Raw genomic sequence first — 22,531 nt, forward strand, 5'->3', positions numbered from 1 at the left:
CCCGCACCTTCTGGTGCGGGGCTTTTCTGCGTTCACGGGCCGGTCGGGTGACCCGGGGGCGGGGCGGGCACGGCGGAACCACGCCTCACCCCTTTGCTCCGTAATGTGGAGGTATGGGCTACGACCTCGTCATCTTCGACAACGACGGCGTGCTGGTGGACAGCGAGCCGATCGCCAACAACGTCCTCGCCGACTACCTGACCGAGCTGGGGCACCCGACCACGTACGAGGAATCGGTCCGCGACTACATGGGGGCCGCCGGGCACCGGGTGCACGAGATCGTCCTCGAACGCACCGGGCAGCGGCTGCCGGCGGACTTCGACGAGACGCTGCACGCGCGGACCTGCGCCGCGTTCGAGCGGGAGCTCAAGCCCGTCCCCGGAGTGGAGGAGGTCCTGGGCGCGCTGACCGCGCACGGGATCGGGTACTGCCTGACCTCTTCCGGCAGCCACGAGCGGATCCGGGTCGCGCACCGCGTGACCGGACTCGACGGGTGGTTCGAAGAGGAGTGGATCTTCAGTGCGGACGACGTGGGCCGGGGCAAGCCCGACCCCGATCTCTACCTGCACGCCGCACACCGGATGGGCGTCGAGCCTGCCCGGTGCGTCGTCGTCGAGGACAGCCCCCGCGGCATCCGGGCCGCCGCTGCCGCCGGCATGGACGTCTACGGCTACACGGCACTGCTTCCGGCCGACCAACTTCCCGGAGCCACCGGCTACTTCGGCGACATGATGCAGCTCCCGCTGATCCTGCAACTGCCCGTGTGATCTCTCTACCCACGGGTAGTCCCGGGGCCTACGCTGACCCGCCATGACGGATGATGTGCGGTTGCGCCGCGGCCGCGGCGCCCTGGGGTTCAGCTTCTTCGTGCAGGGCGTCACCTTCGCCCTGCTCGTCACCCGGATCCCGGCCATCCAGGACCGGTACGGGATATCCGACGGGCTGCTGCCCGTCTTCCTCGCCGCCGTCCCCGTCCTCGCGGGCGTGGCCAGCGTCGCCGCCGAGCACCTGGTCAAGCGGGTCGCCCCCAGCGTCGTACTGCGATGGGCCCAGCCGCTCGTCCTGCTGTCGCTGCTCGGGGTGGGCGCCGGCGAGCGGCTGTGGCACGTGGCGGTGGCCCTGGGCGCGTTCGGACTGTCGGTGGGAGCGCTCGACGCCTCTATGAACATGCTCGGGGTCAGCCTGCAGCGTGCGTACGGCCGCAGCATCATGCTGGGCTTCCACGCCGCGTACAGCCTGGGCGGGATCCTGGGGGCGTCCGCTGCCTGGTACGGGGCCCACGCCCACCTGGGGCTGTTCGCCGGCTATCTGCCGGCCGTGGCCGTGCTGTTGCCGCTCGCGCTGTCGGCAAGCCGGTACTACCTCGACCGGGAGGACCGGACCGGGCCCGTCGGCGAGCCGGAGAAGGGGCTCGGCGGCGGGGGGTTCCGGCTCCTGCTGCCGCTCTGCCTGGTGCTGGCATGCGCCTACATCGGGGACTCGACGGTTGCGAACTGGAGTGCCAAGTATCTCCAGGACGTGCTCGGGAGCTCCGAGCAGACGGCGACCGTCCCCTACAACGTCTACATGGTGACGACCCTCGTGGGACGGGCCGTCGGCGACCTCGGCGTGCGCCGGTTCGGGGCCGTGGCCGTGGTGCGCTGCGGGACGGTGCTCGCCGCCGCGGGGTTCGCCGTGGTGGCGGCCGCGCCGGGGGTGTGGGTGGGGCTGCTCGGCTTCACACTGCTGGGGATCGGCCTGTGCGTGATCGTGCCGCAGACCTTCGCGGCCGCGGGGAGGCTCTTCCCGGGGGCGTCCGACACGGCCGTGGCGCGGCTGAACATCTTCAACTACGTCGGGTTCCTTATCGGCTCGCCGCTCGTCGGGGCGATCGGCGACGCCTGGAGCTACCGGGGCGCGATGCTGGTGCCGATGGTCCTCGTCCTGATCACGCTGTTCCATGCCCGTTCGTTCGGGCCGCGGGAGGCCCTATACGGTGTCGCCCATGAGCGGCGAGCCGGTGACCGGGCTGTTGATGTGGGACGAGGCGGTAACGGGGTATGACTTCGGACCGAGCCATCCGATGGACCCGGTGCGCCTGGCGCTGACCATGGGCCTGGTGCGGGCCTTCGGGCTGGACCGGGCGATGGAGGTACGGGCCGCACCCGCCGCCGGGGACTCCACGCTGAGGCTCGTCCACCGGGAGGACTACGTCGCCGCGGTGCGCGAGGTGTCCGACGACCCGGGTGTCGCCGACGGGTCGTACGGGCTGGGCACGATGGACGACCCGGCCTTCCCCGGCATGCACGAGGCGTCCGCGCTGATCGCCGGCCAGTCGGTGGCGGGCGCCGAGGCGGTCTGGCGCGGCGAGGCCGAGCACGCAGTGAACTTCGCCGGCGGGCTGCACCACGCCATGCCGGGCGGGGCGGCCGGTTTCTGCGTCTACAACGACGCGTCGCTGGCCATCGCCCGGCTGCTGGAGCTGGGCGCGGAGCGGGTCGCGTACGTGGACGTGGACGTGCACCACGGGGACGGCGTACAAGCCGCCTTCTGGGACGACCCGCGGGTGCTGACGATCTCGCTGCACGAGCATCCGCGGACGCTGTTCCCGCAGACCGGCTGGCCGGAGGAGACCGGCGGCCCGGCGGCGGAGGGGTCGGTGGTCAACGTGGCCCTCGAGGCCGGCACGGGGGACGAGGCGTGGCTGCGCGCCTTCCACGCGACGGTGCCGGAGCTGCTGGCGGACTTCCGGCCGCAGGTGCTGGTGACCCAGCACGGCGCCGACACCCACTTCGAGGACCCGCTCGCCCACCTGGCGGTGTCCCTGGACGCGCAGCGGGCCGTCCAGGAGGCCTGCCACGAGCTGGCCCACGCGTACGCGGACGGGCGGTGGCTGGCGCTGGGCGGCGGCGGGTACGCGGTCGTGGACGTCGTACCGCGCTCGTGGACGCACCTGGTGGCGATCGCCGCGCACCGGCCGCTGGACCCGGGGACGGCGGTCCCGGCGTCGTGGCGCGACGAGGTGTACGCGCGGACGCGGCAGTTGGCGCCGGGGCGGATGACCGACGGGCGGAGCCCCTCGTGGCGGGAATGGGACGCCGGCTACGACCCGGCGGACCGGACGGATCAGGCCGTTCTCGCCACCCGGCGGGCGGTGTTCCCGCTGCGCGGCATGCTGACCTGACCGGCCGCGCGGATCATGCCGCATCGTTACGCCAACTGTGGGGCTGTTCGCCGGAATTGATGACCCGACAGATGTCTTGGGAGAGCATCGGAGGGTGTTGAGCACCGGCGCGCTGCGTGCGCATCTGCTGGCCGCCCGGTTGGCCGGGCCCGTCGCCACCTCACGGGAGGAGAGCCTGCGCAGCTACCGGCTGTTCGCCGCGCGGGATCCGCGGGTGCTGCTGGGGCTGGATCCCGAGGGGGGCTGGGGCGAGGGTGATCTGCTGAGGCTGATGGCGGACAGGTGCGGGGTGTCGGCGGATCCCTCGCACGTCAGCGGTCCGGACGTGATCGATCCGGAGCGGACGGTGGCGGCGCTGGAGGCGTTCGCGGGGCGGCTCGGCGAGGCGGCGAGGGCGCGGTCGCGCGTGCTGTTCGGGACCGGTCACCCCCATCGCCTCCTGGGCTTCTACGCCGGGTTGGCCGAGGCGATGTCGGCGGCGGGATGTGTTGTCCTCACCCCTGCGCAGGGGGTCAGTGTCGACATGGCGACCCGGTTCGGCGTACGCACGCACCGCATCGCGTACGTACGGGGGGTCGCACTGGTGCGGGAACCCGGCGTGCAGGCGCCGGGGAGTGCGACCGGCGCGCACAGCCATTCGCCCCTGCCGGTTCGGGTGGCCCTGGGGGCCCTCGCGGAGGCCGGCGGGTCGCTGCCGGACCTGGTGGTGGGGGACCACGGATGGGTCTGCGGTGCAGGTCAGCTCGGCGTGGAGGCGATCGGGCTGGCCGACACGGACGATCCCGCGCTGTTCGTCGGGGAGGCCGAGGGGCGGGTGTCGGTGGCCGTTCCGCTTGATGACGCGGTGCGATCGGACTACTACCATCCGATTGCCCGGTACGTGTTGGGCCGGGCGAGTCTGACGGGGCGACAGGAGTGGCCGTAGCTCCTCTTCCCCACTCGTATCACGCGCCCCTACTCTGGGGAGTGAGCGTGCGACGACGAGGAGTAACCGGAGGGGAAGCCGGTGCCCGTCATGCGCGGAAGGTCAAGGTGTGTCATGGCTGCTGGCGAGAGGCCTCTCAGTGAGGTTCAGTTCCTGACCGTGGCGGAGGTCGCCTCGGTGATGCGAGTGTCGAAGATGACCGTGTACCGGCTGGTGCACAACGGTCATCTGCCCGCAATCCGGGTGGGCCGGTCCTTCCGGGTCCCCGAGAACGCGGTCCACGAGTACCTCCGAGAGTCCTATGTGGGGGTGGAGTCGGCCTGAGACTGACGGACCGACGACGCCTTCGTAACCCCTGGGAAGCACTCGGATTACGGGCTCGGAGCTTGGGCGGGTAGGCTAGGCCGACGTAGGTCGTGTGGGCCCAGACGCCCCGCACCAGTGAAGAGAAGTGAGCGAGGGTAGTCGTGGGCTCTGTTATCAAGAAGCGGCGCAAGCGGATGGCTAAGAAGAAGCACCGCAAGCTGCTCAAGCGCACCCGCGTCCAGCGCCGTAACAAGAAGTAAACGGCAGCTGTACGTGTTCTCCGCAGCCCCTCCACCATCCTTGGTGGAGGGGCTGCGGTGCAGCCGGGTACTTCTTCGAGGGAGGCGCTGAGCTCGTGGGGAAGGTCGTACTCGTCACCGGGGCTGCCAGGCAGCTGGGCGGCCGCTTCGTGCGGCGGATCCAGCGCGACCCGGAGGTCGAGCGGGTGATCGCGGTGGACGCCGTGACACCGCCGCACCGGCTGGGGTCGGCGCAGTTCGTCCGGACGGACATCAGGCAGTCGTCGATCGCCCGGGTCCTGGCCGAACACGGCGTGGACACGGTGGTCCATCTGGCGGTCACGGGCGGCAGGCCTCTCGCGGGCGGCGCGCACAGCGCCGTCAAGGAGACCAACGTCATCGGGACGATGCAACTCCTGGGTGCCTGCCAGAAGTCGCCGACGGTACGGCGGCTCGTGGTGAAGTCCAGTACCAGCGTGTACGGGGGCACCCCGCGGGATCCGGCCGTCTTCACCGAGACCACGCCGCCGAAGTCGCTGCCGTCGGGCGGCTTCGCGAAGGACGCCGCGGAGGTCGAGGGGTACGTACGGGGCTTCGCGCGCCGGCGGCCGGACGTCGCGGTGTGTGTGCTGCGGTTCGCGAACATCCTGGGGCCCTTCGCCGATTCGGCGCTCGCCGAGTACTTCTCGATGCCGGTGATGCCGACCGTGCTGGGCTACGACCCGCGGCTGCAGTTCGTCCACGAGGACGATGTGCTCGAAGTGCTGCGGCTGGCCGCGCAGGAGCCCCGGCGCGGGACGCTGAACAGCGGGACCTTCAACATCGCGGGTGACGGTGTGCTGTTGCTGTCGCAGTGCTCGCGGCGGCTGGGGCGGCCCACGCTGCCGCTGCTGCTGCCGGCGCTCACCTGGGTGGGGTCCGCATTGCGGGCGGTCGGGGTCACCGACTTCTCGCCCGAGCAGATGAGGCTGCTCACCCACGGCCGGGTCGTGGAGACCACGCAGATGCGCGAGGTCCTCGGCTTCGAGCCGCTCTACACGACCGCCGAGACCTTCGCGGACTTCGCGCGGAGCCGGGGCAACGGTCTGCTGCCGCCCGAGCGGGTCGGGCGGGCCGTGGACCGGGTGGCGGCCATGCTGGATGCGGACGGCCTGCGGGACGACGTCGACACGGTTGAAGGAGCGCAGCGATAGTGGCGGACGCCAAGGTCATTCCGTTCGACGAGGACCGGCCGCGCCGGCGGATGCCCCGCCGGGTGCGGGCGGTGCCGGCGCCCGTACCGGCGGAGCCGGATCCGGCCGCTGCCACACCGGCACCCGCCCCGGAGCCGGCGCCGGAGCCCGGGACGGCCCCTGCGGAGCGCGGGGGCGGATGGGACCGGCGGATCGCCGGCGGGCTGGCGTTCCTGCGCCGGCGCGTCACGGGGGAGTACGAGGTCGACGACTTCGGCTACGACAAGGAGCTGACGGACCAGGTCCTGATGTCCCTGATGAGGCCGCTGTACGACAAGTACTTCCGGGTCGAGGTCAAGGGCATCGAGAACATCCCGGCCGAGGGCGGCGCACTGATCGTGGCGAACCACTCCGGGACGCTGCCGCTGGACGGGCTGATGCTCCAGGTCGCCGTCCACGACCACCATCCGGCGGAGCGTCACCTGCGGCTGCTCGCGGCAGACCTGGTGTTCATGCTGCCGGTGGTGAACGAGCTGGCCCGCAAGGCGGGGCACACCCTGGCGTGCGCGGAGGACGCGCAGCGGCTCCTGGAGGCCGGGGAGCTGGTCGGTGTCATGCCGGAGGGCTTCAAGGGGATAGGGAAGCCGTTCGGGGACCGGTACAAGCTCCAGCGCTTCGGGCGGGGCGGGTTCGTGTCGACGGCGCTGCGGGCGGGCACGCCGATCGTGCCCTGCTCGATCGTGGGGGCGGAGGAGATCTACCCCATGGTCGGGAACGCCAAGACGCTGGCGCGGCTGCTGGGGATCCCGTACTTCCCGGTCACGCCCACGTTCCCGTGGCTGGGGCCGCTCGGGGCGGTGCCGCTGCCGACGAAGTGGACGATCCAGTTCGGGGAGCCGATCCCGACCGACGGGTACGCCGCGGAGGCGGCGGAGGACCCGATGCTGATGTTCAACCTGACGGACCAGGTGCGCGAGCAGATCCAGCACACGCTCTACAAGCTGCTGGTGCAGCGGAGATCCGTCTTCTTCTGACGCCTTCCCGCTCCCCGCGGGTGGCCGGACAGCATGGTGGTGGGCCGGGGCGCTGCCCCGGCCCACCACCGTTTCGCACGCTCTCGCCTACCCCGCTACTCCACGTCCTCCGCGCCGAGGCCCAGGCCCGGGAGGAGACCCGGGAGCAGGGGCGGGAGGGTGATCTCCGACTTCGGGCTCTCCGCTGTGCCGGCGGAGGGCTGCGGCGACTGCCCCGCGGGCGGGTTGAGCAGGTCGCCCGTACCGCCGAGGAGGCCGCCGTCGGCCGGTGGCCGGGTGCTGCCCGAGGGGGACGGCGCCGGGCCGCTGCCGGACGGAGTGCCCGCGGCCGGGGCGGACTGCTGGGCACCGCCGGGCGCGACCGGCTGGGCGGGCGAACCCGACGAGCCGGTGCCGCGGGACTGCTCGGGCGGCTTGGGGAGCAGGCTCTGCAGCGGCGCCACGTCATCGTCTATGGCCTGGAAGACCGAGTCCACTTCGCCGCCGACGTCGGTGAGCTGCACGGGGAGCTTCTCGCGCAGCTTGCCCCAGGCGTCGCGGTGGGACCGGGAGAACGACGACAGCGTCTGGATCGGGCCGAGGGAGCCGTCCCGGTCGAACGCCGCCTGGAGGAGGCGGTGGCCCTCTTCCGCGTCGTGTTTGACGCCCGAGAGCGCCCGCCGGATGGCGCCCAGGGACTCGTGGTCCAGGGTGCCCGTCCGGCCCCGCTCCATCAGCCTGCGGGCTTCCGACAGACGGTTGGACGCGCGGTCGAGGTACAGCTCTCCGCGCTCCGCGTCGTCGTCGGCCATCCCCAGCTTCAGGTCCTCCATGCCCCGCTTCACGGGGTAGAGGTGGTCACCGGGCAGGGCGTCGGAACTGGCAGCGGCCACTCCGCTGAAGGCCCCCGCGGCCACACCCACGGTGAGGCCGCCCGCTGCGATGCCCTTGGACCAGCGGGAGCGGGGCCGCAATTTCCGGAGCGGGGTCGCCCGGTGGGCGCCGCGGCCGGTCCGCTGCTCGGGCACCTGAGGGTCCGAGGCGGCACCGCCCCCGGCCCTCTCCTCCAGCACCATGGCTTCCATGGCGGCAACGAGCTGGGCTCGCTGCACCACTTTGACCTCGGGGTCCAGCACGGGGCGCGGCATACGTTCGCCGAGCACGCTCGCCAGGGCCAACAACCGGTCGTGGTCAGCAGGTTCGGCAGGTGCCTCGGACTGCTCGGCCGCCGGGTCCGGTTCCGAAAGGTCGGATGGGTTCCGATCCTCCAGGGCCTGGGCGAAGGCGTTCGCCCGCCGGTGCGGGGTCACGTTCGCGATCACTGGCGGCACCTCCTCTCGTCATGACGATCGACTCCCCAAGGTGTCCGGAAGGTTGCCTTCCTTGAGCACATCCACACTTTCGAGTGAGCGGCTTCGGGCAGGGCGTGTCCACAGGGAGCCTGCATTCCGCACAACGAGCGTCGCGGCAGTTGGGTTACGGACGAAGGATGATCGGACCACAGCGTCATCGAGGGGTCACCGGATGTGAGGTCGGGTTCGTGTTGTCTGGACGGTCCGTCAGCGCGCGTCTTCGGGGAGGAGGCGGGCCAGGGTGCGGACCGCCCGGTACTGGAGCGTCTTGATGGCGCCCTCGTTCTTCCCCATCACGCGGGCCGTCTCGGCGACCGAGAGGCCTTGCAGGAAGCGCAGGGTCACGCACTCCTGCTGCTGCGGATTCAGCTTCCGTACGGCTTCCAGGAGGGCCGCGTTGGAAAGGGACTCCAGGACGGAGTCCTCGGGGCTGCGCTCCACCTCGTTGGCGTCGAGCATCTCCCCCGTGGTGACCTCCAGCCTGAAGCGGCTGGACTTGAAGTGGTCCGCCACCAGGTTGCGGGCGATCGTCACGAGCCAGGCGCCGAAGTCGCGGCCCTGCCAGGTGAAGGTGGAGATGCGGCGCAGGGCGCGCAGGAAGGTCTCGCTGGTGAGATCCTCCGCGGTCGCCTTGCCGCCGACGCGGTAGTAGATGTAGCGGTAGACCGTGTCGCTGTACTGGTCGTAGAGCCGGCCGAAGGCCTCGGCCTCTCCGGCCTGGGCGCGCTCGACCAGGTCCATCATGCGGGCCTGGTCGCTGTCCGCCAGGGGGCGGCGGGGGGCGGCCTGGGTGCCCGTGCCGGCTGCGCCGTTCGAGCCCCCGGCGGCCGAGCGGCCTCGTCTGCCCACCGTCGCCCCGCCGTCGGTCAGGGCGTAGCAGGGACCGGCCGGGCCGAGGCCGGCAGGAACCGCGGCGGCGAAGGCGGGGGCGGTGTACGCGGTGGGGACGAAGCCGCGCAGGTGGTCGAGGACCGTTGCGCGCAGCTGAGCCAGGCCCGAGGCGTCAACCCCGACAGGTGGGTACACGGGACTCCCAGAGGCAGAGCTTCCATCACGTGCAGTGCGGAACCGTTCACCCGTCGTGGCGACAGATGGCCGGTGGCATGCGTTTGAGGAGAATAACGCTTCGTACAGGCAGCACTACACCCAGTTGCTCAAATCACCGGTTCCGACACTTCTGTTGCGTGTCGAGGGCATATTCAGTCGCGGTTGGTGATCGATTCTTGATCGCTTGGGTATGCGGAATGGACGCTTCCAAGGGGGCGCGCGACCGAGTCGGGCAGCGCGGAGTGCCGCGCCCGGAGCGCGGGTAGAGGTGAGCGAATGCCCGTGGCGGGGACCCGGGGGCGGCGCGGCCGGTTGTGGGCGCGGTGTGGCCTGGGCCTGGGCCGGATCCGCTACTTGCGGCGGCGGTGGAGGGCGATGGCGGCGGCCGCGCCGCCCGCGATCGCGCCGACTCCGGCGGCTGCCGGGACGCCGACCTTCACGGCCTTGCGGCCGGTCCGATAGTCGCGCAGCCGCCAGTCGTTCGTCCGGGCATGCTTGCGCAGTTTTGTGTCGGGATTGATCGCGTACGGATGTCCGACCAGTGACAGCATCGGGATGTCGTTGTGCGAATCGCTGTACGCGGCGCAGCGTTCGAGATCGAGGCCCTCGGCGGCGGCCAGGGCGCGGACCGCCTCGGCCTTGGCGGGGCCGTGCAGCGGCTCGCCCACCAGGCGGCCGGTGTAGACCCCCTCGACCGATTCGGCGACGGTGCCCAGCGCGCCGGTCAGGCCCAGCCTGCGGGCGATGATCGTGGCGGTCTCCACGGGTGCGGCGGTCACGAGCCACACCTTCTGTCCGGCGTCGAGGTGGGCCTGTGCCAGGGCGCGGGTGCCCGGCCAGATCCGCTCGGCCATGTACTCGTCGTAGATCTCCTCGCCGATCGCCATCAGCTCGGAGACCTTGTGGCCCTTGACGATGGACAGGGCGCTGTCGCGGGCGTCCTGCATGTGCTCGGGGTCCTCGACCCCGGCGAGCCGGAACCAGGCCTGCTGCCAGGCGAAGCGGGCGAGCTCGCGGCGCCGGAAGAACTCGCGCTTGTAAAGGCCCCGGCCGAAGTGGAAGATCGCGGCGCCCTGCATGACGGTGTTGTCGAGGTCGAAGAAGGCGGCGGCGAGGTCGTCGCCGGCGACCGGGAAGACGGGCTCCGCGGGCCCCTCGGCCGGTTCCCCGGCCTCCAGGAGGTCGAGGCCGGCTGCGTCCGCCTCGACTTCGGTGAGCTGGTCGGGTCCGGCCTGGGCGGTCTTGCGGGCGGCTTCGGCCGAGGCCTCGCCCGCCAGCACGCTGCGTGCGGTGGCGGAGCGCTTGCGAGGGGGGAGCCATCCGAGAGCGGCCATGACGCGAGCATAGCCACTGTGTTCGGGAGTTCCCGAACCGGTGGGAAACGGAGGCGTTAACTCTTCGCGACGCCGCCGGGCCCGCGCGGGCCCGGCGGCCGGGGTGCGGGGGCGGGCGGGCGGCCGCGGCGGCGCGGGAGAATGGCGGCATGAGTCCTTTGTTGCGCCGTAAAGAGAAGAAGAGTCCCGGCGAGCGGATGGTGACGCTCATCGGGAAGCCGGGGTGCCACCTGTGCGACGAGGCCGAGGAGGTCGTCGCGAAGGTCTGTGACGAGACCGGTGCCCAATGGGAGAAGAAGGACATCTCGCAGGACGAGGAGCTCTACCGGCTGCACTGGGAGCAGATCCCGGTGGTCCTGGTTGACGGCGAGCAGCACACCTTCTGGAGGGTGAACCCGGACCGGCTCCGGCGGGCATTGGGAGGGTGACCCTCCTCCCGGGTACCATCATGGGCGATTTGTGGGGTCTGGGGGCGTATCTGTGAGGAGTGTGCACGGTTTTGCCCCCTTTGGTATTTGAACGGGTTCGGCGTGTCACCGGTTCCGGGTTTGTCTGCCGACGTCGCGTGACCCCGGTCACTTTGGTCGGACAAAGCGGACACAATCTTTGTGCACGCGTTCACAAAGGCATAGCCTGCTGTCGACGGGGCGGTCCTGGGACAAGAGGCCGCCTGCAGCCCCGCTCATCCCGCAGGAGCATCGTGGCAACTGGCCGAACTCACCGACCGGCGACCCGCAGCCGAGGTATTCCCGAGGCCACTGTCGCCCGGCTTCCGCTGTACTTGCGTGCCCTGACCGCGCTCTCCGAGCGATCGGTCCCCACGGTGTCCTCCGAGGAGCTCGCGGCCGCCGCCGGAGTCAACTCCGCCAAGCTGCGCAAGGACTTCTCCTACCTCGGCTCCTACGGCACCCGCGGCGTCGGCTACGACGTGGAGTACCTCGTCTACCAGATCTCCCGCGAGCTCGGCCTGACCCAGGACTGGCCGGTCGTCATCGTCGGCATCGGCAACCTCGGCGCCGCCCTCGCCAACTACGGCGGCTTCTCCGCGCGCGGCTTCCGCGTCGCGGCCCTCATCGACGCCGACCCGGCGATGGCGGGCAAGCCGGTCGCCGGCATGGCCGTCCAGCACACCGACGACCTTGAGAAGATCATCGAGGAGAACGGCGTCTCGATCGGGGTCATCGCGACGCCCGCCGGCGCCGCCCAGCAGGTCAGCGAGCGGCTGATCGCGGCCGGGGTGACCTCCATCCTGAACTTCGCGCCGACCGTGCTGTCCGTGCCGGACGGCGTGGACGTGCGCAAGGTCGACCTCTCCATCGAGCTCCAGATCCTGGCCTTCCACGAGCAGCGCAAGGCCGGCGAGGAGGCTGCCGCGGCAGCCTCCGAGCCCGGCTCCGCCGTGGGCGGCGCCGCACCCGCCGCAGCCGTCGTGCCGCCGGCCGGGCGCACCGCCGCCGAGGCGCGCAAGGGCGGCCCCGAGGGCGACGTCCCGGCGGTGATGCCGGCATGAGCCTGCTCGTCGTCGGGTTGAGCCACCGCAGCGCACCCGTGAGCGTGCTGGAGCGCGCCTCGCTGTCGGCGGACGCCAAGACCAAGCTGCTGCACGACGCCCTCGCCGCCGAGCCGGCGACGGAGGCGACGGTTCTCGCCACGTGCAACCGCATCGAGCTGTACGCGGACGTGGACAAGTTCCACGCCGGCGTCGCCGAGCTGTCCACGCTGCTCGCCCAGCACAGCGGTGTCGCGCTGGAGGAGCTCACCCCGTACCTGTATGTCCACTACGAGGACCGGGCGGTCCACCACCTGTTCTCGGTGGCGTGCGGGCTCGACTCGATGGTCGTGGGCGAGGGGCAGATCCTCGGCCAGATCAAGGACGCGCTCGCGCTGGGCCAGGAGTTGCACTCCGCGGGCCGGCTGATCAACGACCTGTTCCAGCAGGCCCTGCGGGTCGGCAAGCGGGCCCACTCGGAGACCGGGATCGACCGCGCCGGCCAGTCGCTGGTGACCTTCGGCCTGGAGCAGCTCGCGATGGGCACGCCGGTGGCCGACTGGGCCCGCGGCAAGCGGGCCCTGGTGATCGGCGCCGGGTCGATGTCCTCGCTGGCCGCCGCCACCCTCGCTCGCGTCGGCGTCGCCGAGATCGCCGTGGCGAACCGGACCGCCGAGCGGGCGGAGCGGCTCGCGGAGATTCTGGTTGCCTCGGGCACCGGGGTCGCCGCGGCCGCCATCCCGATGGCCGAGGTCGCCGATGAACTGACACGAGTCGACGTGGTCGTCTCCTGCACCGGCGCCACCGGGCTCGTCCTGACCGCCGACGACGTGCTCGCCGCCGTGTCCTGGGGCGCCGGCGGGCTCGCGCCGGCGGAGCAGGCAGCGGCCGGCTCCGCACCCGGCGCCCACCAGGGGCCGCACCCCCGGACCCCCGCGCCCCGGACCGCCCCGGCCACCGCCGGGACGGGCCCCCGGCCGCAGCCGGACGTGGCGGGCCTGGACACCGGCGTCCTCGCCCGGCTGGTCGCCGCCGCCGAGGCCGGCGGGCGGCTCGCCGACGCGGGCGCCGCACGCACCATCAGCGCGCCCGCTGACGCCGAGGCCGACGGATGCCCTGTGGGCCTCGACGGACGCTCCGCACTGACCGGGGTCGACGCCAACTCCCTCGAACTGCACGGGACCTGGGCCGACCAGGGCGAGGCCGCCGCACAGCGCCAGCCCCGAAGGGCCACCCGTACGCAGGCCCACGCGACCGATGTCCGGCTCGCGCTGCTCGACCTGGCCATGCCCAGGGACATCGACGCGGCCGTGCACCGGATCCCGGGCGTCCGGCTCGTGGACATCGAGTCCCTCGCCGAGGCGTCCGCCGACGCCCCGATGGCGGCCGACGTCGACGCCGTACGCGGCATCGTCGCCCAGGAGGTCGCCGCCTTCGGCGCGGCGCAGCGGGCCGCCCACATCACGCCCACCGTCGTCGCCCTGCGCGCCATGGCGGCGGAGGTCGTGGCCATGGAAGTGGCCCGTCTCGACGGGCGGCTCCCCGACCTCGACGAGCGACAGCGCGCCGAAGTCACCCAGACCGTGCGCCGCGTCGTGGACAAGCTCCTCCACGCGCCGACCGTGCGCGTCAAGCAGCTCGCGAGCGAGCCCGGCGGCGCCGGGTACGCCGAGGCGCTGCGCGAACTCTTCGACCTCGACCCTCAGACGGTTGCTTCCGTCAGCCGGGCGGACGCGGCCGATCCGAAGAACGACGACGACCCAGGACGGGCATCATGAACACACGTCCCGACCAGCCGCTGCGGCTCGGTACGCGGCGGAGCAAGCTGGCCATGTCCCAGTCGGGGCACGTCGCCGACGCGGTCCGGGAGGTCACCGGCCGGCCCGTCGAGCTCGTGGAGATCACGACGTACGGCGACGTCTCGCGCGAGCACCTCGCCCAGATCGGCGGGACCGGCGTGTTCGTCACCGCCCTGCGCGACGCGCTGCTGCGCGGCGAGGTCGACTTCGCCGTGCACTCGCTGAAGGACCTGCCGACGACGCAGCCCGACGACCTCGTCATCGCGGCCATGCCGCGGCGCGAGGACGTCCGCGACGCGCTCGTCGCCCGCGACGGCCTGACCTTCGAGCAGCTGCCCGACGGCGCCCGCATCGGCACCGGCTCGCCCCGCCGCACCGCCCAGCTCAACCACCTCGCGCGCACGCTCGGCAAGCGGATCGAGACGGTGCCCATCCGCGGCAACGTCGACACCCGCATCGGATTCGTGCGCGACGGCGAGCTCGACGCCGTCGTCCTCGCGGCCGCCGGCCTGAACCGGATCGGCCGCGGCGACGAGGCCACCGACCTGCTGTCCGTCGACAGCATCCTCCCCGCCCCCGGCCAGGGAGCCCTGGCCGTGGAGTGCCCCGCGTCCTCCACGGACCTCATCGCCGCGCTCAGCAGCCTCGACGACCCGCACACCCGGGCCGCCGTGACCGCGGAGCGTTCTCTGCTCGCCGCCCTGGAGGCCGGCTGCAGCGCACCCGTGGGCGCGTTCGCCGACCTCCTGGCCGACGGACGGATTGTCAATGAAATGCGCCTGCGCGGCGTCGTCGGAACCCTCGACGGCTCGACGCTGGTGCAGCTGTCCACCACCGGTCCCGTGCCCCAGTCGTACGACGAGGCCATGGCGCTCGGCCGCGAACTCGCGGACGAGATGCTGGCCAAGGGCGCGGCCGGTCTGATGGGGGAGCGATCGCTTTGAACCCCTCAATTCCGACCACCTCCGCCTTTCCGGCCGTCGCCGCCCACGGACGCGTCACCTTCCTCGGTGCCGGCCCGGGCGACCCGGGTCTGCTCACGCTGCGCGCCGTCGAGGCGCTCGCCGCCGCGGACGTACTGATCGCGGAGCCCGAGGTGCTCGAAGTCGTACGGACGCATGCGCGCGCGGGTGTCGACACGCCGCAGCTGACGGTAGCTGACGAAGTGTCAGCAGCCGCCGGGGTCCCGGTGATCCGGGACGCGGCCAATCTTGTCATGGAGGCCGCACGCTCCGGCAGGCGGGTCGTGCGTGCCGTCACCGGAGACCCCGGACTCGACGGCAACGCCGCCGAGGAGATGCTCGCGTGCGCCGGCGAGGGGATCCCCTTCGAGGTGGTGCCCGGTGTCGCGACCGCCGTCGGCGTGCCCGCGTACGCCGGTGTCCCGCTGCGCGACAAGCAGGGCGCGGACGTGCGGTTCGTCGACGCGAAGACCGCGTCCGCGCGCTGCTGGAGCGAGGCCGGGACGAGCGACGGGATCCTCGTCGTCTCCGCGACGCTGGAGACGGCCTCGGCCGCCGCCGCCGAGCTGGTGGGCGCCGGGCGCAAGCCCGACACCCCGCTGACCGTGACGGTCTCCGGTACGACGACGCGCCAGCGGACCTGGTCGGCGACCCTCGGCACGATCGCCCAGGTGTTCAAGCAGGGCAAGGTGCTGCCCTCGCCCGAGGGCTCCCGCCCCGTCATATGCGTGGTCGGCGAGCACGGCGCCGCCGCGCGCCGCGAGGACCTGTCCTGGTTCGAGTCGAAGCCGCTGTTCGGCTGGCGGGTCCTCGTACCGCGGACGAAGGAACAGGCCGCTTCGCTCTCCGACCAGCTGCGTTCCTACGGCGCGGTGCCGCACGAGGTGCCGACGATCGCCGTGGAGCCGCCGCGCACCCCGCAGCAGATGGAGCGCGCGGTCAAGGGCCTGGTGACGGGCCGCTACGAGTGGATCGCCTTCACCTCGGTCAACGCCGTCAAGGCCGTCCGGGAGAAGTTCGAGGAGTACGGGCTCGACGCGCGCGCCTTCGCGGGCATCAAGGTCGCCGCGGTGGGCGAGCAGACCGCGGCCGCCCTGGTGGAGTTCGGCGTGAAGCCGGACCTGGTGCCGAGCGGGGAGCAGTCCGCGGCCGGGCTGCTGGAGGACTGGCCGCCCTACGACCCGGTCTTCGACCCGATCGACCGCGTCTTCCTGCCGCGCGCCGACATCGCCACGGAGACGCTGGTCGCCGGGCTGATCGAGCTCGGCTGGGAGGTCGACGACGTCACCGCCTACCGGACCGTGCGCGCGTCGCCGCCGCCGGCGGACACGCGTGAGGCGATCAAGGGCGGCGGCTTCGACGCCGTTCTCTTCACGTCCTCATCGACCGTCCGCAACCTGGTCGGCATCGCGGGCAAGCCGCACAACGTGACGGTCATCGCGTGTATCGGGCCGGCGACGGCCAAGACCGCCGAGGAGCACGGCCTGCGGGTCGACGTGCTGTCCCCGGAGCCGTCGGTGTCGAAGCTGGCGGAGGCCCTCGCCGAGTACGGCGCGGCGCGCCGCGAGGCGGCCAAGGCGGCCGGCGAGACGGTGTTCCGCCCGAGCGAACGCCGCCCGGGCGCACGTCGGCGCCGTACCACGTGAGCGGCTTAGCCGGCCGGAGAACGGCGGACGGTACGGGTGAGGGGCCCGGGTGCGGAGCGATTCCGCACCCGGGCCCCTCGCACGTAATTCCCGTTGTGCGGCGGGCTGCTGTCCGGAAAGGATCGCCGCCGGACGCAACGGGATCACGGGGGAACGCAATGGCGGACGGGGACGCGCAACTGGTGGCGGCGGTACGGGCGGGGAACCTCCGGGAGGTCGACGCCCTGCTGTGGCCCGGGGGTAATCCCGACGCGGCCGACGAGGACGGCCTGCCGGTGCTGTGCACGGCGGTGGCCGCAGGCGAAGAGGAGATCGCCGAGGCCCTGCTGCGCGCCGGAGCCGATCCCGATGCGGTGGGCGCGGACGGAGTGCCGGTGCTGTGCACGGCCGTGGCCGCGTTCGCCCACCGGACCGTCGCGGCCCTCGTAAGTGCAGGGGCCGACCCCGACCGGGACCTGCCGGACGGGACGACCCCGCTGCTGCGGGCCGTCGAGGGCGGCTCCCCGGCCACGGTCACGGCGCTGCTGTGGGGGCAGTACCTCCCGGCGCCGGAACCGCCCCTGGCGCAGCCGGTGCGCGAGCGGCTGCTCTCCGCGGCCCGCCACTGGTACGAGACGGGCGCGGAGGCGGAACTGCGCCGCCGCACCGGCGCCACCGGCCCGGCGAAGACCTCGACCGTCGACGACGACTGGCACGAGGTCGAGGAGATCACGCTCGGCGGGCGGACCGTCCGCGCCGGACACGGCGCCGTCCTGACCACCCTGGAGGCGGCCTTCGGCGTCCCGACCTCGCTGACGGAACTGGTGGCCCGCGCCGTCCGGCACCCGGACCCCCGCCATGTGGACTGGGCCGAGTCCAGCACCCTGCTGGGCAGACGCTCCGACGAAGAAGTCCGGGAACTGGTGACGTCCCTGCGGCACCATCCGTCCGCAGACCATCGGCGATTCGCCGCCGACGTGCTGGCGTCCCGCCAGTACTTCCTGAACGGCACGGCCTACCCGCACCACGAGGACGACCGCGACCTCCTCCCCGCCTGGGCGGAGACCGAGAAGGACCCCGTGGTCCTCGCCGAGGTCCTCCGGGCCCTCACCGAACATGCGGAGGAGCACCCCCGACTGGAGTCCATCGGCCTCCGGCACGCCGGCCACCCCGATCCGCTGGTGCGCCGCAAGGTGTCCGACTGCCTCTGGTGGCCCGACCGGCACCTGACGGTCGAGGCCGCTGCTGCGCTACGGGCCCTGACACACGATGCGGATGCCGAGGTGCGCTTCCAAGCCGCGCTGATCCTGGTCGGGGACGAACGCCAAGACCTGGACGGACCCCGGGCTGTCGTACGGGACCTGGTCCGCGACCCGCACAGCCCGATGCGCGGGGGAGCCGCCGAGGCCCTGGCCGAGTCCGACGACCGCACGGCCGACGCCACGGAGCTGCTGCTGTCTCTCCTGGACACCGACGACCGCGTCCTGCGCCTGGTCGGAGCCTACGGCCTGGCCCGGCGGGACGACCCTCGCACCCCCGAGGCGTACGCGCGGGTGGCGGAGCTCGGCCCGATCCACCTGCCCGACCACCGGGCGAACGCGCTCGAAGACTGGCTCGGACGCAATCAGGCGTTGCCCCACGGAGGGAACGGATGACGGAGGGGGACGCCGCATTGCGGCGGCGGCGTTCGCGTACGGGGTCGCCGAGGCGCTGGTCGCGGCGGGCGCCGACCCGGACCAGCGACTGCCGGACGGCACGACCCCGCTCCTGCGGGCGTCGAGGCGTCCGAGGCTGCCTGCGCCACCGCTCGGGGCGCGGACCGCGCGCCGGAGACCACCGAGGACCAGGACGTCCGGGCTCAGCGCCGCCTACGGCCTGGCCCTGCGCGACGACCCGCGCACGGCGCAGGCGTACGCGCGCGGGGGCCGACTCGACAGCCCGGAGTTCGAGCACGACCCCCGGGCGGACGGCCTGTGGCGCTGGAAGCTCAGGAACGCACCCAGCGGGTGAGGCCCGCCCAGGCGGTGGGGGCGAGGGTGAGGACGGGCCCGTCGGTGACCTTGGAGTCCCGGACGTGCACCTGTGCGGCGGCGCAGGCGGCGACCTCGACGCAGGCCCCGCCTTCGTCACCGCTGTAGGAGGACTTCCGCCAGGCGAAGGCGGCCTCCAGGCAGGCCCCGCCCTGGTCGCTGCTGTAGCTGGACTTGAACCACTTCAGTGGGGTGCTCATGCCTCTCCTAGCAACCGGTCCAACAGGTCCTTCGTCTCGGCGAAGTTGAGGGCCTGTGACCGCAGCATCGCATACTTCTGGGAGAGGATGCTGACCTCGTTCGGGTCCCTGACGAGGAAGCTCCCGCGCTGGGTTTCCGAGTAGGCGAGGTGCTGGAACTCAGGTGTCTCCAGCACGATGAAGGGGCCGTTGAGGCCTGCGTGGGCGGTGAGCCCGAGGGGCAGCACCTGGAGGGAGAGGGCCGGGCGGTCGGCGCAGGCGCGCAGGTGCCGGAGCTGCTCCCGGTGGACCTCGTCCCCGCCGATCCGGTCCCGCAGGGCCGCCTCCCAGACCACGAAACTCAGGGTGGGCGGGACGGCGCGGCGCAGGATCTCCTGGCGCTTCATCCGGTGCGCGGTCTGCAGCTCTATCTTCTCCTCCCCGACGAAGGGGACGCGGCAGCCGAGGACGGCGCGGGCGTAGGCCTCGGTCTGGAGCAGCCCCGGAACGGTCAGGGTGTCGAACCACGACAGCGCCAGGGCCTCCGCCTCCCGCGCCATGTACTCCTCCGCCCAGGCCGGGACCATGTCCACCTCGGGGAGGCGGTTTGCCGCGACCGCCAGGAGGCCGGGCAGGGCGAGGGCGCGGTCCATCTTCTCGACGACGTTGGGCATCAAGGTGCGCCTGCCCTGCTCGATGGAGGCGATGGTCTCGACGTCCATGTGCAGCGCCTCCGCGAAGGCGCGTTGGGTCAGTCCTCTGGCGATGCGTGCGGAGGCGACCTGAGCGCCGACCATCTTCATCGCCGTCTCGTTGGGCCGTGGCCTCTTGCGTGGTGGCATGTCCCTTGAACTCCCCGCCGTTGTACGCGAGATACCCGTGCCAACCCGTACTCCTCAAGGAGTACGGGTGGCGCGACTCCTCCACGCTAGTCACGCAGGGCGACGATCGGCGGGTGAATGTGGAAATCCAACCGGCTTTGCTGCGCGAGCGGTTCTATCCCCGCAGCCGCCAGACCGTGCGTCCTGCCAGGGAGTTCGCGGCCGAGACATTGCACGCGTGGGGTGTCACATGCCGCCACGACGAGGTGTTGCTCTGCGTGAGCGAGCTGGCGACCAACGCCCTGCTGCACGGCATCCCGCCCGGCCGCGGCTACCGGCTGCGGATGCTGCGGTACGAGGGGACCGTGCGGGTCGAGGTGCACGACAGCGGCGGCGGCCGGCCGCGCGTCGGGCGCGGGGACCGGAGCGCCGAGGGCGGTCGCGGGTTGTCGCTGGTGGCGGCGGTCGCGGACCGGTGGGGGATCGTGGCACGGGTGCCACCGGGCAAGGCGGTGTGGTGCGAGTTCGCGGTCGGGGCGGGCGAGGCGGCCGGGGAGGGCGAGGCGGGCCGGGCGGGCGGGTCCTCGGACGGGCTCTAGGCTGGTTGCGACTGCTGTCGATGCTCGAAGAGGCGACTGGAACATGAGCGCGTACGGATCCTTCCCCGGTTCGCGGCCCCGGCGGCTGCGCACCACCCCGGCGATGCGGCGGATGGTCGCGGAGAACCGGCTGCACCCCTCGGACCTGATCCTCCCGGCGTTCGTGCGCGAGGGCATCAGCGAGCCCCTCGCCATCTCGGCGATGCCGGGCGTGGTCCAGCACACCCGGGACACGCTGCGGAAGGCGGCCGTGGAGGCGGTCGAGGCGGGCGTCGCGGGGATCATGCTCTTCGGCGTACCGGCCGACGAGAACAAGGACGCGCTGGGCACGGCGGGCACCGAGCCGGACGGCATCCTCCAGGTCGCGATCCGCGACGTGAAGGCCGAGGTCGGGGACGACCTGGTGATCATGTCGGACCTGTGTCTCGACGAGTACACGGACCACGGGCACTGCGGCGTCCTCGACGAGCACGGCCGCGTCGACAACGACGCGACGCTGGAGCGCTACGCCGAGATGGCGCAGGTCCAGGCCGACGCCGGCGTCCACGTGGTCGGCCCCAGCGGCATGATGGACGGCCAGGTCGGCGTCATCCGCGACGCCCTCGACGAGACCGGCCACGAGGACGTCTCGATCCTCGCCTACACGGCGAAGTACTCCTCCGCCTTCTACGGCCCCTTCCGCGAGGCCGTCGCCTCCTCCCTCCAGGGCGACCGCAAGACGTACCAGCAGGACCCGGCGAACGCCCGCGAGTCCCTGCGGGAGCTGGCCCTCGACCTGGAGGAGGGCGCCGACATGGTGATGGTCAAGCCGGCCGGCCCCTACCTCGACATCCTGTACCGGGTCGCGCAGGCCGTGGACGTACCGGTGGCGGCGTACCAGATCAGCGGCGAGTTCGCGATGATCGAGGCGGCCGCGGAGAAGGGCTGGATCGAGCGCGACCGGGCCATCCTGGAGACCCTCCTCGGCATCAAGCGCGCGGGCGCGGACACGATCCTCACCTACTGGGCGACCGAGGTCGCGGGCTGGCTGCGCGAGGCCCGCTGACGCTCCTTGCGTCCTACGGCCAGTCGACGAGGCCGTGGAAGACGATGAAGTCGAAGACGACGGCGGCCGGGGCGATCACGGCCAGCCACACCCTGGCGGCGGCATTGCCCCGCCGCCAGGGCAGCGCCCACGCGGAGAGCAGCACGACCAGGACCACCACCAGGCCGAACCCGAAGACAGGGAAGGCGAGGTCGTAGGAGTCGTCGAACCGGCCGCTCACCGCACTCCCGCAGGAGTCGCAGACCATCGGAGCCAGCCCGACGAAGAAGAACGCGACGGCCGCCATCGGCAGCGTCAGCAGGGTCGAGACGAGCGGCGCGACGAACGCGCGCGGATGCCGGTCGGCGCCGGCGTCCGAGGTCGGGGTCGGGGTCGGGGTCGGGTTCATGCCTCCAGTGAACTCCGCGACAGAACGGCGGAGATGAGTGCACGTACTCAGGTGCGTGGCGCGGAGGTCTGTGAACCTCGTAGGCATACGTGCGCACTTGGCACGTCGTACCGAGAGGTTCTGTATGCAGGCTGAACATCTGTCCGCCGTCGACCAGGCGTGCTGGGAAGGGGCGATCCGGCACCTGTACGAGGACGCGACCACGTTCAGTGCGACCGGTCCGCGCGCGCACGAGGACTGGCGGGCAGACGTGCTCGCCGTCATGGCGCGCGCCGTCCCCGACCCGCGCGGCTGGGCGGGGCTCGACGACACAGCGAACGAGCGCTCTCAGGAGCACCCGGACTTCCCGTTCTGCCGTCCGGCCTTCAGGGACGATCCGTCCCGCCCGCTCACCCCGGCCGACATCGGGGAACGGTTGCACGAGATCAACCGTGCGAGTGCCGAGAACCTCCTGTTGGCGCTCACCGACGGCAGCTGCACCCTGCGGAACCTCGAACGGTTCACCGAGAGCTTCGACGAGCTGCGGGACATGGCCCGCACCATCCTCGCCCGCTACGGGGACAGGTTCACGTGCTACACCAACGTCACCGTCGGTGCGCGCAAGGACGACACGCTGGACTTTGGGGCCTCCCACTGGGGCTACATCCCGATGACCTTCTACTGGGAGGACGCCGGCCTGGTCATCGTCTCCGACACAGAGGTCGGGTTGTTCTGGACCTTCGCCTGCTGAGCCGAGAGGAGGAATCCATGCAGACACGATCCACCGATTCCGCCACCTGGGAAGCAGCATTGCTGCGGCTCCTGGAGGAGGTCTACACCTTCGCTTGGAGCGGGCCTCGGTTGCACGAGGACTGGGCCGAGGACGTCTGCGCCGTCATGGAGCGGTCGGTCGCCGACCCACGGGGGTGGGCCGTCCTGGAAACGCACACGCACAAGGCGGGACGGGAGAGCGGCCATCCCTCTTATCCGTTCCATGCGCTGACTGCCGAGGAATTGCGGGCCGGGCTCCGGCCGATCACGGCCGGAGCCGCCGTCGAGCTGCT

Annotated in this window: 23 protein-coding genes and 1 pseudogene; 18 read left to right on the forward strand and 6 right to left on the reverse strand. The window is 72.1% G+C overall.

The window, feature by feature from the left end; genetic code table 11:
* Positions 1 to 113: 113 nt before the first annotated feature.
* From AVW11_RS30740 to AVW11_RS30775, 8 genes are all read left to right on the forward strand, one after another.
* Positions 114 to 767, forward strand: a complete 654-nt coding sequence (locus tag AVW11_RS30740) for an HAD family hydrolase (RefSeq protein ID WP_060180812.1) — start codon at positions 114 to 116, stop codon at positions 765 to 767.
* Between the two features lie 43 nt (positions 768 to 810).
* Complete coding sequence (locus tag AVW11_RS30745) at positions 811 to 2,043, forward strand: MFS transporter (protein WP_076046657.1); 1,233 nt, start codon at positions 811 to 813, stop codon at positions 2,041 to 2,043.
* A complete protein-coding gene (locus AVW11_RS30750) occupies positions 2,015 to 3,163 on the forward strand; it encodes an acetoin utilization protein AcuC (protein ID WP_037833976.1) in 1,149 nt (382 codons plus the stop codon). The genes AVW11_RS30745 and AVW11_RS30750 overlap by 29 nt, the downstream gene beginning before the upstream one ends.
* Positions 3,164 to 3,257: 94 nt before the next feature.
* Positions 3,258 to 4,088 carry a phosphatase gene (locus AVW11_RS30755; protein WP_076046665.1) on the forward strand — a complete coding sequence of 277 codons (831 nt, stop codon included), beginning with the start codon at positions 3,258 to 3,260 and terminating at the stop codon, positions 4,086 to 4,088.
* A gap of 114 nt (positions 4,089 to 4,202) precedes the next feature.
* Positions 4,203 to 4,412 (forward strand): helix-turn-helix domain-containing protein, encoded by a 210-nt coding sequence (locus tag AVW11_RS30760; protein WP_008738568.1) that lies wholly within the window; start codon positions 4,203 to 4,205, stop codon positions 4,410 to 4,412.
* Between the two features lie 143 nt (positions 4,413 to 4,555).
* Positions 4,556 to 4,654 carry a 30S ribosomal protein bS22 gene (locus AVW11_RS30765; RefSeq protein WP_003948845.1) on the forward strand — a complete coding sequence of 33 codons (99 nt, stop codon included), beginning with the start codon at positions 4,556 to 4,558 and terminating at the stop codon, positions 4,652 to 4,654.
* Positions 4,655 to 4,749: 95 nt separating this feature from the next.
* Positions 4,750 to 5,826 carry an NAD-dependent epimerase/dehydratase family protein gene (locus AVW11_RS30770; RefSeq protein ID WP_037833968.1) on the forward strand — a complete coding sequence of 359 codons (1,077 nt, stop codon included), beginning with the start codon at positions 4,750 to 4,752 and terminating at the stop codon, positions 5,824 to 5,826.
* A complete protein-coding gene (locus AVW11_RS30775) occupies positions 5,826 to 6,839 on the forward strand; it encodes a lysophospholipid acyltransferase family protein (RefSeq protein WP_060180816.1) in 1,014 nt (337 codons plus the stop codon). The genes AVW11_RS30770 and AVW11_RS30775 overlap by 1 nt, the downstream gene beginning before the upstream one ends.
* A 95-nt stretch (positions 6,840 to 6,934) precedes the next feature.
* On the opposite strand, the gene AVW11_RS30780 is transcribed toward AVW11_RS30775, so the two are convergent.
* The 3 genes from AVW11_RS30780 to AVW11_RS30790 all read right to left on the reverse strand — a co-directional run bounded on the left by AVW11_RS30780 (position 6,935) and on the right by AVW11_RS30790 (position 10,551).
* Complete coding sequence (locus AVW11_RS30780) at positions 6,935 to 8,140, reverse strand: DUF5667 domain-containing protein (protein ID WP_076046658.1); 1,206 nt, start codon at positions 8,138 to 8,140, stop codon at positions 6,935 to 6,937.
* A 237-nt stretch (positions 8,141 to 8,377) separates the two neighbouring features.
* Entirely contained in the window at positions 8,378 to 9,196 is an 819-nt protein-coding gene (locus tag AVW11_RS30785; RefSeq protein WP_030665215.1) for an ECF subfamily RNA polymerase sigma factor, BldN family, read from the reverse strand.
* A gap of 371 nt (positions 9,197 to 9,567) precedes the next feature.
* Positions 9,568 to 10,551: an HAD family hydrolase gene (locus tag AVW11_RS30790; protein WP_076046659.1), complete on the reverse strand. Its 984-nt coding sequence runs from the start codon at positions 10,549 to 10,551 to the stop codon at positions 9,568 to 9,570.
* Positions 10,552 to 10,700: 149 nt separating this feature from the next.
* Between AVW11_RS30790 and AVW11_RS30795 the strand changes: the two genes are divergently transcribed.
* From AVW11_RS30795 to AVW11_RS30820, 6 genes are all read left to right on the forward strand, one after another.
* Positions 10,701 to 10,979, forward strand: a complete 279-nt coding sequence (locus tag AVW11_RS30795; protein WP_030851822.1) for a glutaredoxin family protein — start codon at positions 10,701 to 10,703, stop codon at positions 10,977 to 10,979.
* A 272-nt stretch (positions 10,980 to 11,251) separates the two neighbouring features.
* The gene (locus tag AVW11_RS30800) at positions 11,252 to 12,061 is read left to right on the forward strand and encodes a redox-sensing transcriptional repressor Rex (RefSeq protein WP_030851825.1); all 810 of its coding nucleotides are present in this window, start codon (positions 11,252 to 11,254) and stop codon (positions 12,059 to 12,061) included.
* A complete protein-coding gene (locus AVW11_RS30805; RefSeq protein WP_030851827.1) occupies positions 12,058 to 13,818 on the forward strand; it encodes a glutamyl-tRNA reductase in 1,761 nt (586 codons plus the stop codon). The genes AVW11_RS30800 and AVW11_RS30805 overlap by 4 nt, the downstream gene beginning before the upstream one ends.
* The gene (gene hemC / locus AVW11_RS30810; RefSeq protein ID WP_030851829.1) at positions 13,815 to 14,783 is read left to right on the forward strand and encodes a hydroxymethylbilane synthase; all 969 of its coding nucleotides are present in this window, start codon (positions 13,815 to 13,817) and stop codon (positions 14,781 to 14,783) included. Before AVW11_RS30805 ends, hemC begins: the two co-directional genes overlap by 4 nt.
* Complete coding sequence (locus AVW11_RS30815) at positions 14,780 to 16,447, forward strand: bifunctional uroporphyrinogen-III C-methyltransferase/uroporphyrinogen-III synthase (protein WP_030851832.1); 1,668 nt, start codon at positions 14,780 to 14,782, stop codon at positions 16,445 to 16,447. Before hemC ends, AVW11_RS30815 begins: the two co-directional genes overlap by 4 nt.
* 158 nt (positions 16,448 to 16,605) lie before the next feature.
* Positions 16,606 to 18,081, forward strand: a complete 1,476-nt coding sequence (locus AVW11_RS30820; protein WP_079250865.1) for an ankyrin repeat domain-containing protein — start codon at positions 16,606 to 16,608, stop codon at positions 18,079 to 18,081.
* A gap of 332 nt (positions 18,082 to 18,413) precedes the next feature.
* Here the strand turns inward: AVW11_RS30820 and AVW11_RS30825 are convergent, their stop codons facing one another.
* Both AVW11_RS30825 and AVW11_RS30830 read right to left on the reverse strand, forming a co-directional pair.
* Positions 18,414 to 18,656, reverse strand: coding sequence for a DUF397 domain-containing protein (locus AVW11_RS30825; protein ID WP_060180832.1), 243 nt, complete (start codon positions 18,654 to 18,656; stop codon positions 18,414 to 18,416).
* Positions 18,653 to 19,477, reverse strand: coding sequence for a helix-turn-helix domain-containing protein (locus AVW11_RS30830; RefSeq protein ID WP_076046660.1), 825 nt, complete (start codon positions 19,475 to 19,477; stop codon positions 18,653 to 18,655). Before AVW11_RS30830 ends, AVW11_RS30825 begins: the two co-directional genes overlap by 4 nt.
* Positions 19,478 to 19,653: 176 nt before the next feature.
* Between AVW11_RS30830 and AVW11_RS30835 the strand changes: the two genes are divergently transcribed.
* Positions 19,654 to 20,055 (forward strand): ATP-binding protein, encoded by a 402-nt coding sequence (locus AVW11_RS30835; RefSeq protein ID WP_107423361.1) that lies wholly within the window; start codon positions 19,654 to 19,656, stop codon positions 20,053 to 20,055.
* A 43-nt stretch (positions 20,056 to 20,098) separates the two neighbouring features.
* Positions 20,099 to 21,100, forward strand: a complete 1,002-nt coding sequence (hemB, locus tag AVW11_RS30840) for a porphobilinogen synthase (RefSeq protein ID WP_030851849.1) — start codon at positions 20,099 to 20,101, stop codon at positions 21,098 to 21,100.
* Between the two features lie 13 nt (positions 21,101 to 21,113).
* Here the strand turns inward: hemB and AVW11_RS30845 are convergent, their stop codons facing one another.
* Positions 21,114 to 21,488 carry a hypothetical protein gene (locus AVW11_RS30845; RefSeq protein ID WP_076046662.1) on the reverse strand — a complete coding sequence of 125 codons (375 nt, stop codon included), beginning with the start codon at positions 21,486 to 21,488 and terminating at the stop codon, positions 21,114 to 21,116.
* A gap of 124 nt (positions 21,489 to 21,612) precedes the next feature.
* Here AVW11_RS30845 and AVW11_RS30850 point away from each other — a divergent pair, with 124 nt between their 5' ends.
* A complete protein-coding gene (locus tag AVW11_RS30850; protein ID WP_076046664.1) occupies positions 21,613 to 22,218 on the forward strand; it encodes a hypothetical protein in 606 nt (201 codons plus the stop codon).
* A gap of 17 nt (positions 22,219 to 22,235) precedes the next feature.
* Positions 22,236 to 22,531: pseudogene (locus tag AVW11_RS30855) on the forward strand (hypothetical protein); the annotation flags it as partial.

Source organism: Streptomyces amritsarensis (assembly GCF_001953875.1).
Classification (GTDB): Bacteria; Actinomycetota; Actinomycetes; order Streptomycetales; family Streptomycetaceae; genus Streptomyces; species Streptomyces amritsarensis.